This is a genomic window from Jeotgalicoccus sp. S0W5 (genome assembly GCF_011634875.1).
In the GTDB taxonomy this organism is placed as follows: domain Bacteria; phylum Bacillota; class Bacilli; order Staphylococcales; family Salinicoccaceae; genus Jeotgalicoccus; species Jeotgalicoccus marinus.
Genome location: NZ_SIRQ01000001.1, coordinates 51,967 through 71,754 on the forward strand (window position 1 = coordinate 51,967; position 19,788 = coordinate 71,754).

Here is a 19,788-nt window from a genome sequence, read left to right on the forward strand (position 1 = left end):
ATTAATATACTTTGAATTGTATAAATATTATTAAATGTTGTTTTACATCATAACCAGTAAATACTTAAAAAGCAAGTTTAAATGAATAATATTTTATAATTTATAGACAAAATAGTGTATTAACTGTACTATAATATGTAATACAGTTAGTTGGAGGAGGTAAATTATGTTTGAAATTGATCTTAAAAGCCGACAACCCTTGTATGAGCAAATTGTTGATAATATAAAACAACAGATCATTAAAGGCGTACTTCAAGCTAACGAGCAGTTACCTTCCGTTAGAACATTGGCAGCAGAACTGACAATAAATCCTAATACCATTCAAAAAGCGTATAGGGAATTGGAAAGGCTAGGCTATGTGAGCTCACTTCCGGGACGTGGAAGTTTTGTTAATGAAATAACGAATCAAGTGAATCAAGAGAGAATAAGGGTGATTTTAGAATCGCTTAAAGCGCCGATTGGTGAGCTTGTCTTTCTTGAGGTATCGAGCGACGAGGTAAAGGCATTTGTCGATGGAATTTATAAGGAGAAGGAGGATGGTTATGAAGCTGAACATTAATCAAGCGACAAAGTATTTTGGAAAAAAAGTGGCTGTGGATCATATAGAAATGGATATCGCACCAGGAACCATACATGGTTTACTTGGCTCAAATGGAGCGGGTAAGACGACCTTGATGAAAATTATGGCGGGTGTTTACAAGGCGGACAAAGGAAGTGTCACTTATGATGGTGCTGATATTTTTGAGAGTCCCAAAGTAAAAAATGATGTGATTCTCCTTCATGATATTCCATTCTTTTTTAAGGGTGCAACTTTGAAAAAGATGGCTAATTTTTATCAGGCAATGTATACGAACTGGTCATCTGAGCGCTTTGTACAGTTGTCTCAACACTTTGGTCTCGCTCCAAATACTCAACTAAATCAGCTATCAAAGGGAATGAAACGCCAGGCATCTTTTATATTAGCGTTCTCAAGTCGACCGAAAGTACTTCTTTTAGATGAGCCTTTTGATGGCTTAGATCCAATTATGAGAAGACAAGTTAAAAATATTATGATGCAAGATATCGCTAATCATAAGATGACGGTCATTGCTTCAAGTCACAACTTAAGAGAAATGGAGGACTTATGTGACTCAGTTTCTATCATGCATCATGGTAAGATCCTATTTAATCAAGACTTGTCTGAAATTAGAGGGAGTCATTGTAAATTACAGATTGCCTTTAAAACGCTACCTGACAATAAATTTTATGAAGATTTAAACGTTGTACATTCGAGTCAAAAGGGACGAATTATCACATGTATTATTAAAGGGAATCTCTCTAAAGTAGAAGAAAAAGTGAGTAAGTATAACCCATTAATGTACGATATATTGCCATTAACACTAGAAGAAATATTCACTTATGAAATGGGGGAAATGGGTTATGAAATCTCAAATGTCATTGTTGAATAGAAATCTACTGGGTCATTTCACGGGTCTTATATTTTGGATGACAGTGGTCTACATGGTCATGAATATTATCGCCTTACCACTCATCATTTGGATAGACACCATGAATAATAACATGATTGTTGGTGGTACAGTTAGAAGCAGTCTATTGGAATTGTCTGCTGGACAGCAAATAATCGGTTTAGCATTTTCGACGCTTGTCGGTATGTTTCTAATAAACTACTTGTATAAGGTAGATTCATCAGATTTTATACATTCCTTACCCATAAAGCGCTCAAACCTACTTATTCATGTTCTGATAGTAGGATTTTTAGCCATTGTCATCCCTCTCTTGGTAAATGGTTTAATACTTGTGGCAGAAAGTATGACAATTGCTACGAATATTACACTTTTAGAAATAGGGAAATGGTTAGTATATTCAATTTTTACACATCTAGTGATGTTTTCTATCGCCCTTTTCACAGGCTATTTAGTCAACGGATCATTCTTACATTTACAAATAATAATTTTGATTTTATTTTTACCGATTGTCTTATGGACACTCATTCATGGTACTGCAAGCTTACTCTTTGACGGTATATCAACTGATATAACAGCTTATATCCAACCGGTCTTAGATGCGACTTTTCCTATATTGGCAGTGAATCAACTATACATGGGGTTAAATGTTGGGCTGAGTTTGATTTTCGGCATACTAGCAATTATCCTTATTATCTTATCTTTTGTCCTATATAAGTACAGAAGAAATGAGAGTGTGCATTTGAGTTTTAACTTTACCTTGTTAAGAAACCTACTCATTGCTCTAACAACAATCACGGGCATGTTAGCACTGGGTGTTGTTGTATCCTTTTTACTACAGCAATCCGTTATTATCTCCATTATTAGTTTTAGCGTCGGTGCATTGGTGTCATACCTTGTCATTGAAATGCTCTTTCAAAACAGTGTTAAAATACAATTTCATTGGCGTTCACTGATTCTAACTATAGTATTGATTATCATTTTTTGGATTATTTTTGTTTTCGCCTTCACACGATATGTGGAAGATATACCTGAGACAAATGAGATTGAGAGTGTCAGTTTAAATAATGATGCCATGATGATGGACCAAGCATCTAGGAAATATCTTGAAGCTGGTTATGGTTTTGACGATTCTAAAGGTGCGATTCAAACGGCGAGAACAATACACGAAATTGCTAGTGAAGAACGAAGTCGTCCAGATTTTTCAAAAGAGATGGAAGCAACAATCAATGTGCAGTATAAAATGAAGGATGGCAGTATAAAGACCTATCAATTTAATACTTTAAATTCTGATTCAGAGGCAGTTCAGTTAATGGATCGTCAGCGTTTTAGTGAGTATCAAAAGCATGACGATGTACTTGCTTATGCTCAACAAACGCCTAAACTTATCGGTATCAGCAGTAATGAATATAATGTCGATTTAGATAAAGATATAGTCGACAGTTACAAAGCATCTCTCGCTGAACTTTCACTTTACCATTCGGTAATTGTTAACGAGACAGGGCAAATTGGCCTGAATCTAAACTATGTAGATGATTCTATTTATGGAACAAGCTCGATTTATAATCCTGCAATAACAGAAAATGTTGAGAATAAAGATGAGGTTTTAAGTCTACTAGGCATTGATAAGACAAGTGTATTGTACACAGTTAATCTTGAAGAGAATGAATACGAAGCGTTTGTAACCGACTATGAGACTTTAACAGTTGATGAATTAGATAAGAAATATGAACTAAAAGAAGTAGATGGAAATGACTTTGTTACTGATTTTTCAAAACAAGATATCGATCCTACCAGTGGCAAATTACTCTTATACAGTTATCCTGGATTTATTGAGGACCCACAGGCAGAGTATGAAACATATATGAATTACAGTCTCCTATCGATTCGATAAAATATAAGCAAAAGTTATAGAGATAGCAAATATAAATGCCTATCTCTATACTTTTGTTTAATTTTTTTTGTATAATTACCATTAGGAGATGAATGCCATGAAGTTGAAGTATCTGGATAAGAAAAAATGGCGACGCTTAGTGCGTTCAAAATACGATGAAACCGTACTGACTTACAAAGGTGAAAAAATCCTGGTCGGTATGATTCACATGCACAAGGTACGTGAACCCCTTGTGGTACCAGTCGTTGGTAAAGATACACTCGTGGCAGCCAACAATTATAAATGGATGCAACTCCTACCTGAAAATAGAAATTACAGTCTAACAGTCATGTACGATGAACGTTGGACAGAGATACAGTATTATTTCGACATTAATTATTCACACACATTAGAACCTGGTAAAGCGAGACGGGAAGATATGTATCTTGATGTTTTGGCCTTACCAGATGGTCGATATGAACTTGTCGATGAAGAAGATATCAAACGTGCTTTAAAAAAGGGAAAGATTACTAAAAAAGAAAGAGATTTTGCCTATCAGGTCGCAAATGATTTAATGCATGAAATCGACAGTAATTTTTCACAGTTTAAGGCGTTAGCAGATTTTGCATTAACTGAACTTAAAAAATTAATGTAGCCATTCCGGAAACCGTGAATGGCTTCTTAAATGGAGGTAGTATCGTGAAAGTAGATGATTACCGTTTACTTGCAACACTGAGTGAAGCCAAAACTCTACGTAAAGCTGCAGAAAAATTATATATATCACAACCGGCAGTCAGCCAACGATTGAAATCCATCGAAGATGAGTGGGGCGTGCAGATTTTTATTAGAACAAAAAAAGCACTATACACGACAGGTGTTGGAGAAAAAATTATAGAGCATGCTAAAAAGGTTGTCGACGAAGAAAGCCGTGTAAAAGATTATATTCTAGCGAATGAAGGTGAAGTAGAAGGGAATATTTCAATTGGTGTGTCATCACTAATTGGGTACTCGATATTACCTGATATTCTCTATAAGTATTTAAATGATTTCCCGAGTGTAAATGTAAAAATAAATGTAGGTTCCACTCAAGAAATTATCGCTAACCAAGGTGAATATCACTTGTCAATTGTACGTGGCTCTCGGGTGTTGAATAAGGAAAATGAGCTTTTATATAGAGACCGTCATTATCTAGTGACCCCGAAAGATACGAACTTTGAAGACTTAACAATCATTGAGTTCCAGGCGGATCCTGCCTATATCACTCATATTAAAAATTTCTTTGAAGCACGCTTTAACACGAAGTACGAACCACAAATCTTTGTGGATCAGATTACAACGTGTCGTGAACTATTACGTAAAAAAGTTGGCATTACTGTACTACCTGAACTTGTACTTGAAGGTTTGGACCTTGAAAATTATCATATTGAAGAAGTCATGGTTGAAGATAGTCCGCTGATAAGGGAAACATTTTTATCGTACGATAAAAGTGTCTTGATGTTACCGCAAGTCGCATCTTTCGTAGAATTGATTAAAAATGAAAGCAAGCTAAGAGACTAAAATAAGGTGGACAAGCAATGATTAAAGACTTATTCCAAATTCAAAACTATAAATTATTTTTAATGAATATGACGATGCTCGGTATGGCTGTTGCAATCACAGCCCCGTTCCTCGTTATTTTCATGACTGAACACCATGGCATGTCATCATCAGCTTACGGTATATTTATGGCCTCAGCTGCTGTTGGGAGTTTTATCGTTAATACGATTATTGGTCGCTTTAGTGACCGGTTAACATTCGACCGTAAATATTTAATTATCGCAGCTTTACTAATGCAAATTTGTGCATTTTTAAGTTTCTTAATCATCCCAAACACTTGGATTTTAATTATTGCTTATATTCTATTCTTCTCACTAGGTGCACCGGCCATGCCGCAGCTCTATGCCTCAGCAAGAGAATCTATTAACCAGTATCGTTCTAGCATCGCTGTAATGGCAAATACGATTTTGCGTTCAATGTTTAGCTTTGGATTCTTATTTGGACCTTTAGTCGGTTCCATTTTACTTGCACGTTATGATTTTACAGGATTGTTCTTTGGCACAGTAATCATGTTTTTAGTTGTATTTATGTCGAGTTTCTTGATTAAGAATTCTGCAGCCCCTGCAGAATCTACTGCAATCGAAATTACGAGTTATGAAGAGGTCGAAAGTCCGAACATAATAAAGAGCCTTACTTTATTCGTGCCTTTTATAGCCTTTATTTTTCTTCATGTCGGACAGTGGATGTACCTCTTAAATATGCCACTCTTTGTAACGGGGTATTTAGGCGAACGAGATAGTGCTGTTGGTATCCTTGCGAGTCTTTGTGCAGGCTTAGAAGTTCCCTTGATGATTTTAATGGGCTATGTCGTATCGAGAGTATCATCTAAAACACTGTTAATCATTGCTGGTTTTATCGGCAGTATGTATTTCTTATCAATCGGTATTTTTGAAAGCTATACGATGATGTTAATTGGACAACTTCCCTTAGCTTTATTTTTAGCAATTTTACTAGGGCTCGGGATTTCATACTTCCAAGACCTATTACCACAATTTCCTGGTTATGCATCGACGCTATTTGCCAATGCAATGATTGTCGGGCAGTTACTTGGTAACCTACTGGGTGGATTTGCAAATGACCTTCTAGGCGTTGAAAATTCATTCTACATCAGTGCAGCATTCTTGTTTACAGCATTTATTCTATTCTTCTTTACTAAAAAAGAAGTTAGAAAAGGAGATATTTGATGGATATTATTTTATGGATAATCGTCATAGTCAGCTTCATCTTAGGCTTTCTAGGCGTCATTTACCCGGTCATCCCGTCTGTTATTATGTTTTGGGTCGGCTTTTTAGTCTATACTTTCTTCATCGGAGACGAGTTATCGTGGATGTTCTGGCTGATCGCTAGTGCCCTAACCATTGTGACTTTCATCAGTGACATTGCAGCCAACTCTTACTTTGTTAAAAAGTTTGGGGGAAGTAAGCGAGGCGAACTTGCAGCCATTATTGGTGCCATCGTCGGAATGTTTATTTACCCACCATTTGGTGTATTATTCGTACCATTTGTCTTTGTATTTATCGTCGAATTCGTGCAGATAAAGGATATGTCAAAAGCCTTTAAGGCAGCAATAGGGTCATTCTTAGCCTTCATATCCAGTGCAGTGTTTGATGTGATTATCTACATCTTCCTAGTACTATTCTTCGTACTCGATGTGTTTGTATATTAAGTTTTCGGTTAAGGCGTGTACCTTTATGGTGCACGTCTTTTTTATGGTGGTGTGGCGTTGGGCAGTGATAAGTGGTGATGAAACCAAGGACTTATCACCAGCCCCTTAAGTAAATATCTTTAAAATACAAAAAACCGCAAAGCCTTTAGGGCTTTGCGGGATAATCATATATCTTATGACTTAGTATATTCGTCTTGTTCAGAATGAACTGCTTCTTCACTTTCATCATCCAGTATTTCACGTACATTGTACATTTCGTACTGAGCCTCGTGTTTACCACTTTCGATATCTAAGGCGTAGTGACAAGCGACTTCATGATGACCTTCGTAGCCTTCACCTTTTTGCTCTAGAGCAGGATCAGCAGTACGACAGTGATCCGTCGCGAAAGGACAACGTGTGTGGAAGCGGCAACCTGTTGGTGGATCGATTGGAGAAGGCACATCACCACGTAAGAAGATACGCTGTGATTTATTTCTCGGATCGGGTACAGGAATCGCTGATAATAAGGCTTTTGTGTATGGGTGCTGTGGATTTTCAAAAATCGCATCCGTATCCCCAATTTCAACGATTTTACCTAAATACATAACAACGATACGGTCTGCAATGTGTCTGACAACACCTAAGTCATGTGAGATAAATAGGTAAGTAAGACCGAATTCTTTTTGCAGGCGTTTTAATAAGTTTAAAACCTGCGCCTGAATTGATACGTCAAGTGCGGATACTGCCTCATCACAGATGATGAGCTTAGGATTAACAGATAAAGCTCTTGCAATACCGATACGTTGACGCTGACCACCTGAGAATTCGTGTGGATAACGGTCGATTTGGTGTCTCTGTAAACCAACTGTTTCCATCAGTTCAATAATTTTTTGTGTGCGTTCTTTACGAGGCACAACTTTTTGAATGTCCATTGCTTCCCATAGTGTTTGTCTAACCGTTTTACGTGGGTTAAGTGACGCGTATGGGTCCTGGAAGATAATTTGCATATCTTTTCTCATCTTACGCATTTCATCTTTAGACATTGATAAAACATCTTGACCTAAGAATTCAACCTTACCATTAGTTGGCTCATCAAGGCGTAGGATTGCACGGCCAGTTGTGGATTTACCACAACCTGATTCACCAACAACTGCAACTGTTTCACCTTCTTTGATTTGGAAGGTAATACCATCTACTGCTTTAACATGGTTGATTGTTCTACCGAGAAAGCCCCCTTTAATAGGGAAATGCTGTTCTAAATTCTCGACATTTAATAAAGTTTTACTTGGCATTCAGTTGCACCTCCTTATCTCCGTCCCATTGATCTGTATGAATCCAGCATCTCACTTCGTTACCCTCTCCAACACTTTCTAATTCAGGGAGTGTGTTACAAATGTCTGATGCGAATGGACAACGTGGTGCGAAACGGCAACCTGTTGGCATTTCGTCTGGAGCAGGGACGTTACCCTTGATTGGAATGAGTTCATCTTGTGTTTTGTCATGTCGTGGTAGTGAGTTTAAGAGACCGACTGTATAAGGATGTTTAGGATTCTCAAACAAGGTATAGATATCTGCGTATTCTACAACCTTACCTGCATACATTACGGCAACGTAGTCACAAGTTTCTGCTACGACACCAAGGTCATGAGTAATCATTACAACACTCATACCGATTTCTTCTTGCAGTTCTTTGATGAGCTCTAAAATTTGAGCTTGAATTGTTACGTCTAGAGCGGTTGTTGGCTCATCGGCAATAAGTAATTCAGGTTTACAAGCAAGTGCCATGGCAATCATGACACGTTGTCTCATCCCGCCTGATAGTTCGAAAGGATACTGATTCACACGTTTTTCAGGTGAAGGAATACCGACAAGTTCGAGCATTTCAATCGCACGTTTTGTACCTTCTTTTTTACCTAAGCCTTGGTGTATCTTAAATGATTCTCTCAGCTGTTGACCGATTGTAAATGTCGGGTTTAGTGATGTCATTGGTTCCTGGAAAATCATAGATATTTCATTACCACGTACTTGACGCATACGTGCATTTTTTGCTTCTGTTAGTTCTTCGTCTTTATATTTGATACTCCCACTCTTGATCTTACCTGGTTCTTCAATCAGTCTTAAAATCGATAGAGCAGTAATACTTTTACCAGAACCACTCTCACCAACGATACCTAAAGTTTTACCCTTAGGTACTTGGAATGTTACTCCATCTACTGCCTTTACTTCATTGTCACCAACAAAGAAGGAAGTGCGGAGATCGTTTATATCGAGAATTATATCTTCTGACATGAATTCCTCTCCTCCTTAGTTTAAGTCTACGCGCTTGTTGAGCAATCTGTATGAAATATCGACAATGAGGTTAACGATAACGAAAACAACTGCGATAACAAGTATTGCACCCTGAACGACAGGGAAGTCACGTTGTAAGATTGAATCGATAATCAGTCGACCGAGTCCGTTGATTGCAAATACACTCTCTGTTAGTACTGAACCGGCTAAGAAGCTACCGAACTGAATACCAACAACAGTTATAACAGGAATCAAAGCATTTTTCAGTGCGTGGCGGAGAATTACAGTACCCTCTTTAACGCCCTTGGCACGAGCGGTACGGATGTAATCTTGGTCGATAACGTCGAGCATAGAACTACGTGTCATACGCGCGATAATCGCAGCACCTGCAGTACCGAGTGTAATAACTGGTAAGACGTTTTGTTCCAAGCTCCCCCAACCAGTAGGTTTAAAGATTGGGAATTCGATTGCAAACCACTGGATGAGCATGAGACCTAACCAGAAATTTGGCATTGATAAACCAAATAAAGCGATAACCATCATTGCAACATCTTCGAATGAATATTTTCTAACTGCTGAAATAATCCCAACAAGGAGACCCCAGAAGATAGAGAAGATCATAGAAATCACTGATAATTCTAGTGTGATTGCAAAACGTGCTTTAATGTGATCGAATACTGGAATGTTGTCTCGAATAGAAGAACCGAAGTCCAACTGAACAACATTACCTAAGAAACGAAAGTATTGTTCATATAGTGGATCATTTAATCCTAATCTTGCTTCAATCGCTTTTACCGTTGCTTCAGGTGCACTTTCTCCGGCCATGATAACCGCTGGGTTACCAGGAGTGAGATGCATCAGACTGAAGACGAGAACTGTAACACCGAGTAGCACCGGGATAAGCTGAAGTAATCTTCGTATAATAAACTGTGTCATGAAATCCCCCTCCTATTTTTTAGACTTCGGATCAAGCGCATCTCTTAAGCCGTCCCCAAATAAGTTAAACGCAAGAACGACAATTACAATCATGATACCTGGGAAGAATGTAATGTGAGCTGCTTGATACATATAGTTACGACCATCATTTAGCATGGCACCCCATTCAGGCGTAGGTGGCTGAACACCAAGACCTAGGAATGATAGACCCGCTGCAGAAAGAATCGCTGTCGCAACAAAGATTGTCGTATTAACGATAATTGGTGACATTATGTTAGGTAGAATATGCTGGAAAATAATCTTACCATCACGCGCACCTAAAGCCCTTACAGCATCGACGTACTCAAGTTTCTTAGTCGTCAATGTGGACCCACGGACAATACGTGCAAATTGCGGTAGGGCACCGATTGCGATGGCGATTGTAACGTTGATTGTACTACCACCTAGTACACTGACAATTGCAAGTGCAAGTAGGATACCAGGGAAAGCAAGTAAAACGTCCATGAGACGCATAATTACAGTGTCGACCCATCCACCGTAATAGCCGGCAATAATACCGATTGGTACACCGACCAATGCAGCCATAAATGTTGCTGCGAAACCGACTCCTAAGGTTATGTACATACCATGTAGGATACGATAAAAGATATCGCGCCCAAGGTGATCTGTACCGAACCAATACTGTCCAGAAGGACCAAGTAATTTATCGGTAAGGTTTGTGGCGTTAGAATTCACCCCTAAAAAATTATAGTTAGAATCCAGTGCCCCAAAGATTGAGACAAGTAAGAAAAACACCAATACGTAGAAACCAGTGAGTGCTGCTTTATTTTTCTTTAATTTTGTAAAGAAATCTTTAAAGTTCTCAACACGGCGATTAGCGGGTTTCTTTGCTGGAACCTGACTAGGTTGAATGTTAGACATTTAGTATAAACCCCCTCTAAGACAAAATATTAAGATAAGTCACTGTATTTTGATAAATACCTTTTAATAATACATCGACGTCTCGACTATAACAAGAAGATAGTGAATAAGTCTATACTTTTTACTGCCAAGATTCCTAAAATTGTACACAATTGAAAACGGTAACACCCATATGACAGGCTTTATTTGCTATTATTCAGAAATTTGTTAATGATAACTTCTAATTCGTAGTTTATGACTAGGGTTTAAATTTAATGATCAATTAAATATTAGGTCATTTGATTTTTGTATGAGCAAGCATCTTGATTAATCAATCCCGAGTGGTATAATATGATTTACGCTAAAACATAGTGTAGTAATATGAATTGTAAATGGAGGATAGTAATGAAAAAATTTAAATACATAATATTTGCCATGACCCTACTAATGCTCGCAGCATGTACAGATGATTCTGAAGTAATGGAGAGTGAAAATGCAGCTTCAGATTCATCGGGTGGAGACCTAGTCGCATCTTATGCAAGTGATGCTTCATCACTTGACCCCGCAGGTCAAAATGATTTACCGTCTGACCAGCGAAGAAATGTCATCTACGAAGGCCTCTTTTATTTAGATGAGGACCTAAACCCACAGCCTAGACTTGTGACTGATTATGAACAAACAGATGATACGACTTGGGTTTTTAACTTAAGAGAAGGTGTAAAATTCCATGATGGGACAGACTTCAATGCTGACGCCGTAAAAGCAAGCTTTGAAAGAATTATGGATCCGGCAGTCGCATCAGCGCGTGCCAACATTTTTGAAATGATTTCAGAAATCAATGTAATCGATGACTACACGATTGAAATTGTAACTGAATATCCTTTCGCACCATTTTTAAATTACTTAGCACATGATGGTGCAGGTATTGTATCAAAAGAAGTAATAGATGAAGATTATCAAAATGCAATTGATCAAAGTGACCAAGATATCAGCTTAGAAGAATTTTATGAACTAAGAGAAGCTGGTGGTGGGGAATACGAAGCGGTTTCTCAAGCAGTAGGTAATAATACCGGTGAGATTATTGAGCAAAAGCCAATTGGTACAGGCTATATGCAATTCCAATCGAGAACACCAGGGGAAGAGATTGTTGTCGAACGCTTTGATGATTATTGGGATGAGCCTGCAAAACTAGATACTGTGACCTTTAAAGTTGTCGTTGAGGATGCATCAAGAATTGCAGAACTTGAAAGTGGACAATCTCACTTCATCCAAGGATTTGATAATGGTCAGTGGGAACGTATAGAAAATCATCCAGAGATGGAAACATATCCAGTTTATAATCTGTCGAATGAATACATCGGTATGAACACTCAAGAAGGTCCACTTGAAGATAAGCGTGTCCGTCAGGCGATTGCACACATGGTAGATAAGGAAGAAATTATGGAAGGTATTTACTTCGGTGTCGGTCGCGAGATGAAAGGTGCGATTCAACAAGAATTACTTGGCTATAACAAAGACTTAGAAGATCTAGATTATGACCCAGAACGTGCCAAGGAATTGCTTAGTGAAGCAGGATATGAGGACGGCTTTGATTTAACTGTCATGACGAATGATTCACCAGAACGTGTAGACCTTGCTGTATTGATGCAAGAAAAACTAAAAGAGATAGGTATTAATTTAGAAATTGAGCAATTAGAGTGGGGTGCGTATCTAGAAGCTGTGTCTAACGGAGAACACGACCTCTTCATTCTAGGTTGGCCGAACCCAGTTGGAGATCCAGACCAATCATTCTGGCCATTAGTGCATTCTTCAATGCAAGGTGCGAGTGGTAACCGTTCATTCTATGAAAATGAAGAAGTGGATAGTCTACTTGAACAAGGCCGACAAGAGCTAGATGAAGGTAAACGTGAAGAAATTTACCAAAGAGTGGATGAGATTTTAATCGAAGATCAACCATTTGTTTCAATTCGACAAGCACAAAGTGCCAATGCAGCTCGAACTGAAGTACAGGGATTAGAAATTAATAACTTTAACAAACCAGACTTCAGAAACGTCACTTTAGAGAGTGAATAAATTTACCTATATTATAGTAAGAAGTAGAACCTTTGACGGTTTTACTTCTTTTTTATTGCTCTAAGATATACAATTTGTATAAGAGAAAATGGAGGGTTAAAAGATGAGTCAGTGGTATAAGATTGATAATACAGGTAAGATTTTTCATGCTGTTTCAAGTTCGTCTAATTCTGCTGTCTACAGAGTTTCAGCCACTCTATATGAAATGATTAATCCAGAAGTGCTGCAAGAAGCGCTCGACATCGTCGCAATACGCTTTCCAACTTTAATGGTCAGGGTAAGAAAAGGTTTATTTTGGGATTTTCTAGAGGCAAACGATGACAGCCTGTTAGTCAAAGAAGAAACAGATTATCCATGTGCACCGATTGATCGAAAGGAAAATAATGCCTTTTTAATTCGTGTCCTATATTTCAACAAGAGAATATCTGTAGAAGTATTTCATTCTGTAACAGATGGCGGAGGTGCCCAGGAATTTTTAAAAACACTCGTCTATCAGTACTTAAATTTGATGGGTAAAAACATAATGACGGACGGCACAATTCTGTTACCTGAAGATGAGGTAGACCAAGAAGAGTCAGAAGACAGCTTTGTTCGCTATGTCAATCATAGTGAACCAGCTAAAAGCCAAGACAAAGATCAAAAAGCCTACCAATTATCCGGTACTGAGTTAAGCCCAAGAGGTATTAATCTTGTGCAGGGTATTATGGATGCTGGTGCACTCAATACCTTTGCCAAAAGTCAGGGGACCTCTTTAACCGGGCTTCTAACCAGTGTATTGATTCTGACGATCTATGAAGAAAGAAAGAAAAATAGTGACGCTTATATTAGTGTGGCAATACCGGTGAACCTTAGGAAAGTGTTCCCTTCTAAGACCATGAGAAATTTCTTTTCTGTCTCAAACATCGGAGTTCAAGTAAAAAAAGATATGACAATGGATGAAATTATAGAAGCTGTCACAAGAGAACTTATTAAGAAAACGGAAAAATCTTTTCTACAGAGGGTGATTAATCACTTTGTCTCCTTCCAGAAAAATTTACTACTAAGAATTGTTCCAGTCTTTATAAAGTATCCTATTATGCGTTTTGCCTTTAATAGTGTGGGCGAAAATCGAAAGACATTGACTCTGACGAACTTAGGAAATGTAAAAGTACCAGATGAAATGCGTCCCTTTATCGATTGGATGGATATCGTTTTATACCCAACTAAAAAGAGTCCAATCAATTGTGGGGCGGCAACAATTAATAATAAGTTAACAATGACTTTTGCAAGGTCTATTGACGAAAATGAATTTATAAAAGCATTTTTTAAAAACCTTACGCGAATGACGGGACTAGAAGTAACCGTTCATTCCAATGGATGGGGAGAGTAAGATGAATCGCTGTTCAGAATGTGAGATTAATACGAAACAACGAGCATGTCCGCTCTGTCATCAGTTGCTTTCAACGACAGACTTACCAAAAGAAGAACGCGCCTATCCTGCTTATGATCAGAAAAGATTTAAAGTTAAAGACCGACTCGCAAAATTTGCAGTTTTCGGTGGCATCCTAGCGTCGATTATTTGTCTCTTAGTCAATATTATCGTTATGCCTCGGTTCTTATGGGTATTCTATGTAGCAGTGGCGGTGTTCTACTTACTTGTGTCTTTAAATCACACCATCTTATCACCTTCGCATTTGGGTGGTAAGATTATTGCCCAAGTCGTCAGCTTGACGATTTTACTTTTGGTCATTGATGCCATGACCGGTTCCTTACAGTGGTCTGTTGACTATGTTATGCCACTGATAATACTGGCAGGTATCGTGTTAATTTGTATGCTGATTATAAAGGTAAGAATGAAGTGGACAGGCTATATTAGTTTCCTGTTGATGATGATTGGATTGGGTTATCTGCCATTGATTCTCTATTTTACAGGCGTGTCACACGTTCTTTGGCCAGCAGTATCAGCTGCATCACTGGGCACAGTGTCTTTTATACTGATGCTCTTAATTGCCAACGAAAGCTTTATGACTCAACTAATGAGACGGTTTCATTTATAAAATATTGAAAGGCGTGAATGCATGAAGATCTTACTGAGGACGATTACAACAATAACAGCGATATTTGGTGTGCTCACTTATATTTACCGTGCCATATTCGTCAATCACCGTAGTGTGGGGAGTGAGCTCGCAGAGGATGTCATCAGAGTGGCAACCTTTGATAATACGACAGCGGATGAAGAATTACTCGAAAGAAAAGAAAAAGAAAATAGTGAGGAATATGAGATACCAGCGAGTTTATTCAGATCAAATATTGACCATTATTTTGTTTCAGATATGAAAGTTTACACAGTATCTCCGGACGAAGTAGAGTCTCATACGCGTGTACTATATTTACATGGTGGAGGTTACATCAATCAACCCTCACCATTTCACTGGCGCTTCATCAATAAACTAGTTAAAGAAACCGGCTTAGAATTTATTGTCCCAATATATCCGAAAGTACCAGTGCATACATATGAAAAAGCTTATGAACAAGTGCAAGTACTCTATGAACAATTGATTAGTGAGAACGATGACTTAATTATCATGGGCGATTCAGCAGGTGGCGGTTTAACCTTGGGTCTAGTACAGTATTTATATCAACAAAGTAAAACACTACCAAAAGCACAGATCGTCATTTGTCCGTGGATGGACGTATCTTTGAATAATCCTGAGATTGAGAACTTTATCGAAGTGGAACCGATGCTTAAAAGAGAAAAACTACAAGTTATTGGTAAGCTTTGGAGAGGAGACACGGACTATAATAATTATAAAGTGTCTCCAGTGTATGGGAACGTCATAGACCTACCGAAGGTATATATTTTTGCAGGTACACGAGAAATTTTAGTACCTGATATTAGAAAATATGTCGATCGACTCGAGGATGAAGGTGCGGATTTTGAATACTTTGAGTTCGAAGAGCAAAATCACGTTTTCCCCTTGTATCCCGTTAAAGAGGGTATAGAAGCTAGGCGGATGATTGGTGATATTTTAATAGACCTAAGAAAGGAGATCCTATAATTCAGGGTCTCTTTTTAGGGAGTAAGAAGAAAACGCATCCAATAATTATAATTTTCTGAAATAAATGTTGTATAATTTTAAGTAGTAGTGTAAAATTCAGAATATTAAAAGAAGTATTTAACTTCTCGAGAAATAGGGGGTTTCAAATGAAAAAATTTAGTTTTTTGACCATATTGGGAGCTTTAATACTTATTCTAGCTGCTTGTAGTGATGACAGTAATGTTGATGAAGCAACAGGTGGCGGTGAAGAAGGAGGAGCAGAAGGCGGTACAATGACCTTGGCTATTCCTGCTGATGCAGTGTCTATGGATCCACATGGTAGTAATGATGTACCATCAGAACAAATTCGTGACACTATTTATGAACCATTATTAAAACAAGATGAGAACTTAGAGGTTGTTCCAGCGCTTGCAGAGGAATTTGAACAAGTAGATGATACGACTTGGGAGTTCAAACTACGTGAAGGTGTAACATTCCACGACGGCTCTGAGTTTAATGCAGAAGTTGTTAAGGCAAATATCGAACGTTTAATAGATCCTGCAAAAGCATCACCAAGAGCGTTCCTACTAGACATGGTTACTGAAGTTAATGTGATTGATGATTACACAGTACAATTAGTCACTGAATATCCATTTGCCCCATTAGCAAATAACTTAACACACGGTGCAGGTAAAATGATTTCAAAAGATTTAATTGATGCAGATTATCAAAATGCACTGGACGAAGCGGGTAGTGATCTTACACTTGAAGAATATTATGAACTAAGAGATTCAGGTGGGGAAGAGCATGAAGCTGTTGCCAATGAAATTAGTTCATACGTTGGTCAACTCGTTGAAAGTGAGCCAGTTGGTACGAACTACTTCCAATTTGAAAGTCGTAGTCCGGGTGAAGTGACTTCTGTTGTCAGATATGATGACTATTGGGATGGGGAACCTGCACTACTTGATGGTGTAGATTTCAAAGTTGTCTCAGAACCAGGTTCAAGACTTGCCGAGTTAGAGTCAGGTACATCAGATGCAATTCTTGCAACTTTATCTAGTAATATTGAACGAGTTGAAGGAAATTCGGATGTTACATTACTAAGAAATGAATCAGTATCGATTGACTATATCGGTTTCAATACCGAAAAAGAACCTTTCAATGATCCGAAAGTCCGTCAAGCGATTACACATGCCTTTGATAGCCAAGCAGTATTAGATGGTGTTTATAATGGATCAGGTACTCCAGCATTTGCACCACTCGCACCAGGTGTACTTGGCTATTCTGAAGACCTTGAGGGCTTAGAATACGATATGGACAAAGCACAAGAATTATTAGACGAAGCTGGCGTTGAAGATCTAACAATTAACTTGATGGTAAATGATGATAACCCAGAACGTGTCGATGTCGCACTATGGCTACAAGAATCACTGAGTAACTTAGGTATTACAGTCAATGTTGAGCAAGTTGAATGGGGTGCATACCTAGAAGCAACAGGTGCCGGAGAACATGACATGTTCATCCTAGGATGGAGTAACTCAACGGGTGACCCTGATAACGGTATTTCACCACTGTTCCATAGTGATAACATTGGACCAGACGGTAACCGCTCATTCTACAATAATCCAGAACTTGATGCTTTACTAGATGAAGCCCGTCAAGAAACAGATGAGGATACGCGTGCTGGCATGTATGAAGAAGCACAGCAAATTCTAGTCGACGAAGCACCAGCCATCTTTATTAGACATGGTGAAAACCTAAATGCACATAACAACAACGTACAAAAATTTGAAGGCGACTCTTACAACATCTTCAACTTCAAAGAAACAACAATTCAATAGAGATAATGAGCTTAAGGACAACCCTCATTAGTGTGAGGGTTGTTTTTTTGTTGGGACTAGATTGGAAATAGGGCTTAGCTGTAACATGAGAAATTAACGAGTAAAAAACAAAATAAAATATCTCTATCATAAATGCACAGTTAACCCTCTTTATGAATAAAAACTAATAAAATATTTGAAAGCGCTTCATCTAACAAGAAAATAATGGTATGCTAACTACTGATTGGATTTTTGTTAATAGAAGGGTAAATATTCTCAAAATTCCATCTTGTATGAAATATTCTTATCATGTAATATGTTAAGAGTGTAATTTTAAGATTGAAAATTATCTTAAAATTTAAAATTTTTGAGGGGGAATTACATAATGAAGCATTTAAAACAACTGCTGACAATTGGGATTGCAGCAATGTTTGCTTTAGTTTTAGTTGCTTGTACAAGCGATAGCGACGTGGATCCTGAGGGTGAAGAGGGCGCTAGCGAAGGTACACCTGCAGGTGGACAAGATCTTGTCATCTCTGAAATGAGTGACATTGTATCAATGGATCCACATGGTAATAACGATGTTCCATCATCGAACGTTCGTTACAATCTTTACGATGGTTTAACTCAGTTAAACGAAGATATGGAAGTTGAACCGAACTTAGCAACAGAATGGGAACAAGTTGATGACACTACATGGAGTTTTACACTTCGTGATGATGTGACTTTCCACGACGGCACAGACTTTAATGCTGATGTTGTTGTTGCAAACTTAGACCGTGTTCTAGACCCAGCAATGGCGTCACCACGTATGTTCCTTTACGAAATGATTACTGATGTTGAAGCGGTAGATGAGTATACAGTTGAAATTACGACTGAATATCCATTTGCGCCATTACTCGCACACCTTGCTCACGATGGTGGGGGCATGATCAGTAAAGATGTAATCGATGCTGACTACCAAGCTGCTCTTGATGAAGCTGGTGAAGATATGACAGCTGAAGAGTACTATGAGTTAAGAGACAGTGGTGAGGCAGAAGAAGTACAAGATTCGATTTCTGAACACCTTGGTCAATACGTGACGGATAACCCAGTTGGTACAGGTGCATTTAAATTACAATCTCGTGCACCAGGTGAAAATGTTGTGCTTGAAAGAAATGATGATTACTTTGGTGAACCTGCTCAATTAGATACTGTAACTTTCAAAGTTGTACCAGAAACAGCTTCACGTTTAGCTGAAATTGAATCCGGCTCATCTCATGTTGCTGGAACAATTGAATCAAGTAATGTTGACCGTGTAGAAAATGGTGAAAACACTGCTTTAGAAGAAACTGAATCTATGTCACTTTCATACATCGGTTTCAATACTGAAAAAGAACCACTTAATGATCCAAAAGTACGTCAGGCGATTTCATACGCGATTGACCGTGAATCAATTATCGAAGGGGTTTATGACGGTGTGGGTACACCTGCAAAAGGACCATTAGCACCAGGTGTATTCGGATATGATGAAAACGTTGAAGGTATTTCATATGACCCAGAACGTGCTAAAGAATTATTAGCTGAAGCGGGTTATGAAGATGGAATTGACCTTTCAATTTGGACTAACGATAGCCCAGAACGCGTGAATACAGCAGTCTATCTACAAGAATCACTTCAGGAAATTGGCATTAACTTAACTGTTGAGCAGCTTGAATGGGGTGCGTACTTAGAACAAACTGCTGCTGGTGAACATGATATGTTCATCCTAGGTTGGTCAACAACTACAGGTGATGCGGACTACGGAACTTATCCATTGTTCCACTCATCAATGCATGGTGACCCAGGTAACCGTTCATTCTTCTCAGATGATGAAGTTGATGAACTCCTAGAAGCGGGTCGTCGTGAATCTGATGAGGAAGCACGTCTAGAAATCTATTCAGAATTACAAGATAAACTCGTTGAAACAGCGCCAATGGCTTACATCCACCACCAGAGTTACCTAACAGGTTTAAACTCTAGTGTCCAAGGATTCAACGTCGACGCTCAGGGTATTTATCACTTAAATGAAGTTACAATCGAAAACTAAAGTTTCTCAAAGCATACACAGTAAATTTTACTGTGTATGTTTTTTTATAACTTTTTTACGATAAATTTCAAAAATAGCTCTTGAATGGTATAATATCGGGTAAGAATA

The 19,788-nt window shown here is 38.2% G+C and carries 17 protein-coding genes; 13 read left to right on the plus strand and 4 right to left on the minus strand.

Annotated elements, in window-relative coordinates; translation table 11 throughout:
- Window positions 1-166: 166 nt before the first annotated feature.
- The 7 genes from EYB29_RS00300 to EYB29_RS00330 all read left to right on the plus strand — a co-directional run bounded on the left by EYB29_RS00300 (window position 167) and on the right by EYB29_RS00330 (window position 6,598).
- A complete protein-coding gene (locus tag EYB29_RS00300) occupies window positions 167-559 on the plus strand; it encodes a GntR family transcriptional regulator (protein WP_026866943.1) in 393 nt (130 codons plus the stop codon).
- Window positions 543-1,448, plus strand: a complete 906-nt coding sequence (locus EYB29_RS00305; protein ID WP_026866942.1) for an ABC transporter ATP-binding protein — start codon at window positions 543-545, stop codon at window positions 1,446-1,448. The genes EYB29_RS00300 and EYB29_RS00305 overlap by 17 nt, the downstream gene beginning before the upstream one ends.
- Window positions 1,420-3,357, plus strand: coding sequence for a hypothetical protein (locus EYB29_RS00310; RefSeq protein ID WP_166626226.1), 1,938 nt, complete (start codon window positions 1,420-1,422; stop codon window positions 3,355-3,357). The genes EYB29_RS00305 and EYB29_RS00310 overlap by 29 nt, the downstream gene beginning before the upstream one ends.
- Window positions 3,358-3,454: 97 nt before the next feature.
- Complete coding sequence (locus tag EYB29_RS00315; protein WP_035856334.1) at window positions 3,455-3,991, plus strand: ribonuclease FAU-1 family protein; 537 nt, start codon at window positions 3,455-3,457, stop codon at window positions 3,989-3,991.
- Window positions 3,992-4,035: 44 nt separating this feature from the next.
- Window positions 4,036-4,893, plus strand: coding sequence for a LysR family transcriptional regulator (locus EYB29_RS00320; RefSeq protein WP_026866940.1), 858 nt, complete (start codon window positions 4,036-4,038; stop codon window positions 4,891-4,893).
- 17 nt (window positions 4,894-4,910) lie between these two features.
- Window positions 4,911-6,116, plus strand: coding sequence for an MFS transporter (locus tag EYB29_RS00325; protein ID WP_166626227.1), 1,206 nt, complete (start codon window positions 4,911-4,913; stop codon window positions 6,114-6,116).
- On the plus strand, window positions 6,116-6,598 hold the full coding sequence (locus EYB29_RS00330; RefSeq protein WP_026866938.1) for a DUF456 domain-containing protein: 483 nt from the start codon (window positions 6,116-6,118) through the stop codon (window positions 6,596-6,598). The genes EYB29_RS00325 and EYB29_RS00330 overlap by 1 nt, the downstream gene beginning before the upstream one ends.
- A gap of 173 nt (window positions 6,599-6,771) precedes the next feature.
- On the opposite strand, the gene EYB29_RS00335 is transcribed toward EYB29_RS00330, so the two are convergent.
- The 4 genes from EYB29_RS00335 to EYB29_RS00350 are packed head-to-tail and all read right to left on the minus strand — an operon-like array spanning window position 6,772 to window position 10,723.
- The gene (locus EYB29_RS00335; protein WP_051220515.1) at window positions 6,772-7,869 is read right to left on the minus strand and encodes an ABC transporter ATP-binding protein; all 1,098 of its coding nucleotides are present in this window, start codon (window positions 7,867-7,869) and stop codon (window positions 6,772-6,774) included.
- Window positions 7,859-8,866 (minus strand): ABC transporter ATP-binding protein, encoded by a 1,008-nt coding sequence (locus EYB29_RS00340; RefSeq protein WP_026866937.1) that lies wholly within the window; start codon window positions 8,864-8,866, stop codon window positions 7,859-7,861. Before EYB29_RS00340 ends, EYB29_RS00335 begins: the two co-directional genes overlap by 11 nt.
- Before the next feature lie 15 nt (window positions 8,867-8,881).
- Complete coding sequence (locus tag EYB29_RS00345; protein ID WP_026866936.1) at window positions 8,882-9,802, minus strand: ABC transporter permease; 921 nt, start codon at window positions 9,800-9,802, stop codon at window positions 8,882-8,884.
- A 12-nt stretch (window positions 9,803-9,814) separates the two neighbouring features.
- Window positions 9,815-10,723, minus strand: a complete 909-nt coding sequence (locus EYB29_RS00350) for an ABC transporter permease (protein ID WP_026866935.1) — start codon at window positions 10,721-10,723, stop codon at window positions 9,815-9,817.
- A 384-nt stretch (window positions 10,724-11,107) separates the two neighbouring features.
- Between EYB29_RS00350 and EYB29_RS00355 the strand changes: the two genes are divergently transcribed.
- From EYB29_RS00355 to EYB29_RS00380, 6 genes are all read left to right on the plus strand, one after another.
- A complete protein-coding gene (locus EYB29_RS00355) occupies window positions 11,108-12,775 on the plus strand; it encodes a glutathione ABC transporter substrate-binding protein (RefSeq protein WP_166626228.1) in 1,668 nt (555 codons plus the stop codon).
- A gap of 103 nt (window positions 12,776-12,878) precedes the next feature.
- On the plus strand, window positions 12,879-14,144 hold the full coding sequence (locus EYB29_RS00360) for an alcohol acetyltransferase (RefSeq protein WP_166626229.1): 1,266 nt from the start codon (window positions 12,879-12,881) through the stop codon (window positions 14,142-14,144).
- Window position 14,145: 1 nt separating this feature from the next.
- Entirely contained in the window at window positions 14,146-14,811 is a 666-nt protein-coding gene (locus EYB29_RS00365; RefSeq protein ID WP_166626230.1) for a DUF6320 domain-containing protein, read from the plus strand.
- A 21-nt stretch (window positions 14,812-14,832) separates the two neighbouring features.
- Window positions 14,833-15,813 carry an alpha/beta hydrolase fold domain-containing protein gene (locus EYB29_RS00370; protein WP_166626231.1) on the plus strand — a complete coding sequence of 327 codons (981 nt, stop codon included), beginning with the start codon at window positions 14,833-14,835 and terminating at the stop codon, window positions 15,811-15,813.
- Between the two features lie 146 nt (window positions 15,814-15,959).
- On the plus strand, window positions 15,960-17,633 hold the full coding sequence (locus EYB29_RS00375; protein ID WP_166626232.1) for a glutathione ABC transporter substrate-binding protein: 1,674 nt from the start codon (window positions 15,960-15,962) through the stop codon (window positions 17,631-17,633).
- A 364-nt stretch (window positions 17,634-17,997) separates the two neighbouring features.
- Window positions 17,998-19,680 (plus strand): glutathione ABC transporter substrate-binding protein, encoded by a 1,683-nt coding sequence (locus EYB29_RS00380; protein ID WP_026866930.1) that lies wholly within the window; start codon window positions 17,998-18,000, stop codon window positions 19,678-19,680.
- Window positions 19,681-19,788 lie beyond the last annotated feature (108 nt).

Bases quoted from the DNA above. Each gene is read 5' to 3' on its own strand.
- EYB29_RS00300 (WP_026866943.1), top strand. From the start codon at position 167: ATGTTTGAAATTGATCTTAAAAGCCGACAACCCTTGTATGAGCAAATT.
- EYB29_RS00305 (WP_026866942.1), top strand. From the start codon at position 543: ATGAAGCTGAACATTAATCAAGCGACAAAGTATTTTGGAAAAAAAGTG.
- EYB29_RS00310 (WP_166626226.1), top strand. From the start codon at position 1,420: ATGAAATCTCAAATGTCATTGTTGAATAGAAATCTACTGGGTCATTTC.
- EYB29_RS00315 (WP_035856334.1), top strand. From the start codon at position 3,455: ATGAAGTTGAAGTATCTGGATAAGAAAAAATGGCGACGCTTAGTGCGT.
- EYB29_RS00325 (WP_166626227.1), top strand. From the start codon at position 4,911: ATGATTAAAGACTTATTCCAAATTCAAAACTATAAATTATTTTTAATG.
- EYB29_RS00330 (WP_026866938.1), top strand. From the start codon at position 6,116: ATGGATATTATTTTATGGATAATCGTCATAGTCAGCTTCATCTTAGGC.
- EYB29_RS00335 (WP_051220515.1), bottom strand. From the start codon at position 7,869: ATGCCAAGTAAAACTTTATTAAATGTCGAGAATTTAGAACAGCATTTC.
- EYB29_RS00340 (WP_026866937.1), bottom strand. From the start codon at position 8,866: ATGTCAGAAGATATAATTCTCGATATAAACGATCTCCGCACTTCCTTC.
- EYB29_RS00345 (WP_026866936.1), bottom strand. From the start codon at position 9,802: ATGACACAGTTTATTATACGAAGATTACTTCAGCTTATCCCGGTGCTA.
- EYB29_RS00350 (WP_026866935.1), bottom strand. From the start codon at position 10,723: ATGTCTAACATTCAACCTAGTCAGGTTCCAGCAAAGAAACCCGCTAAT.
- EYB29_RS00355 (WP_166626228.1), top strand. From the start codon at position 11,108: ATGAAAAAATTTAAATACATAATATTTGCCATGACCCTACTAATGCTC.
- EYB29_RS00360 (WP_166626229.1), top strand. From the start codon at position 12,879: ATGAGTCAGTGGTATAAGATTGATAATACAGGTAAGATTTTTCATGCT.
- EYB29_RS00365 (WP_166626230.1), top strand. From the start codon at position 14,146: ATGAATCGCTGTTCAGAATGTGAGATTAATACGAAACAACGAGCATGT.
- EYB29_RS00370 (WP_166626231.1), top strand. From the start codon at position 14,833: ATGAAGATCTTACTGAGGACGATTACAACAATAACAGCGATATTTGGT.
- EYB29_RS00375 (WP_166626232.1), top strand. From the start codon at position 15,960: ATGAAAAAATTTAGTTTTTTGACCATATTGGGAGCTTTAATACTTATT.
- EYB29_RS00380 (WP_026866930.1), top strand. From the start codon at position 17,998: ATGAAGCATTTAAAACAACTGCTGACAATTGGGATTGCAGCAATGTTT.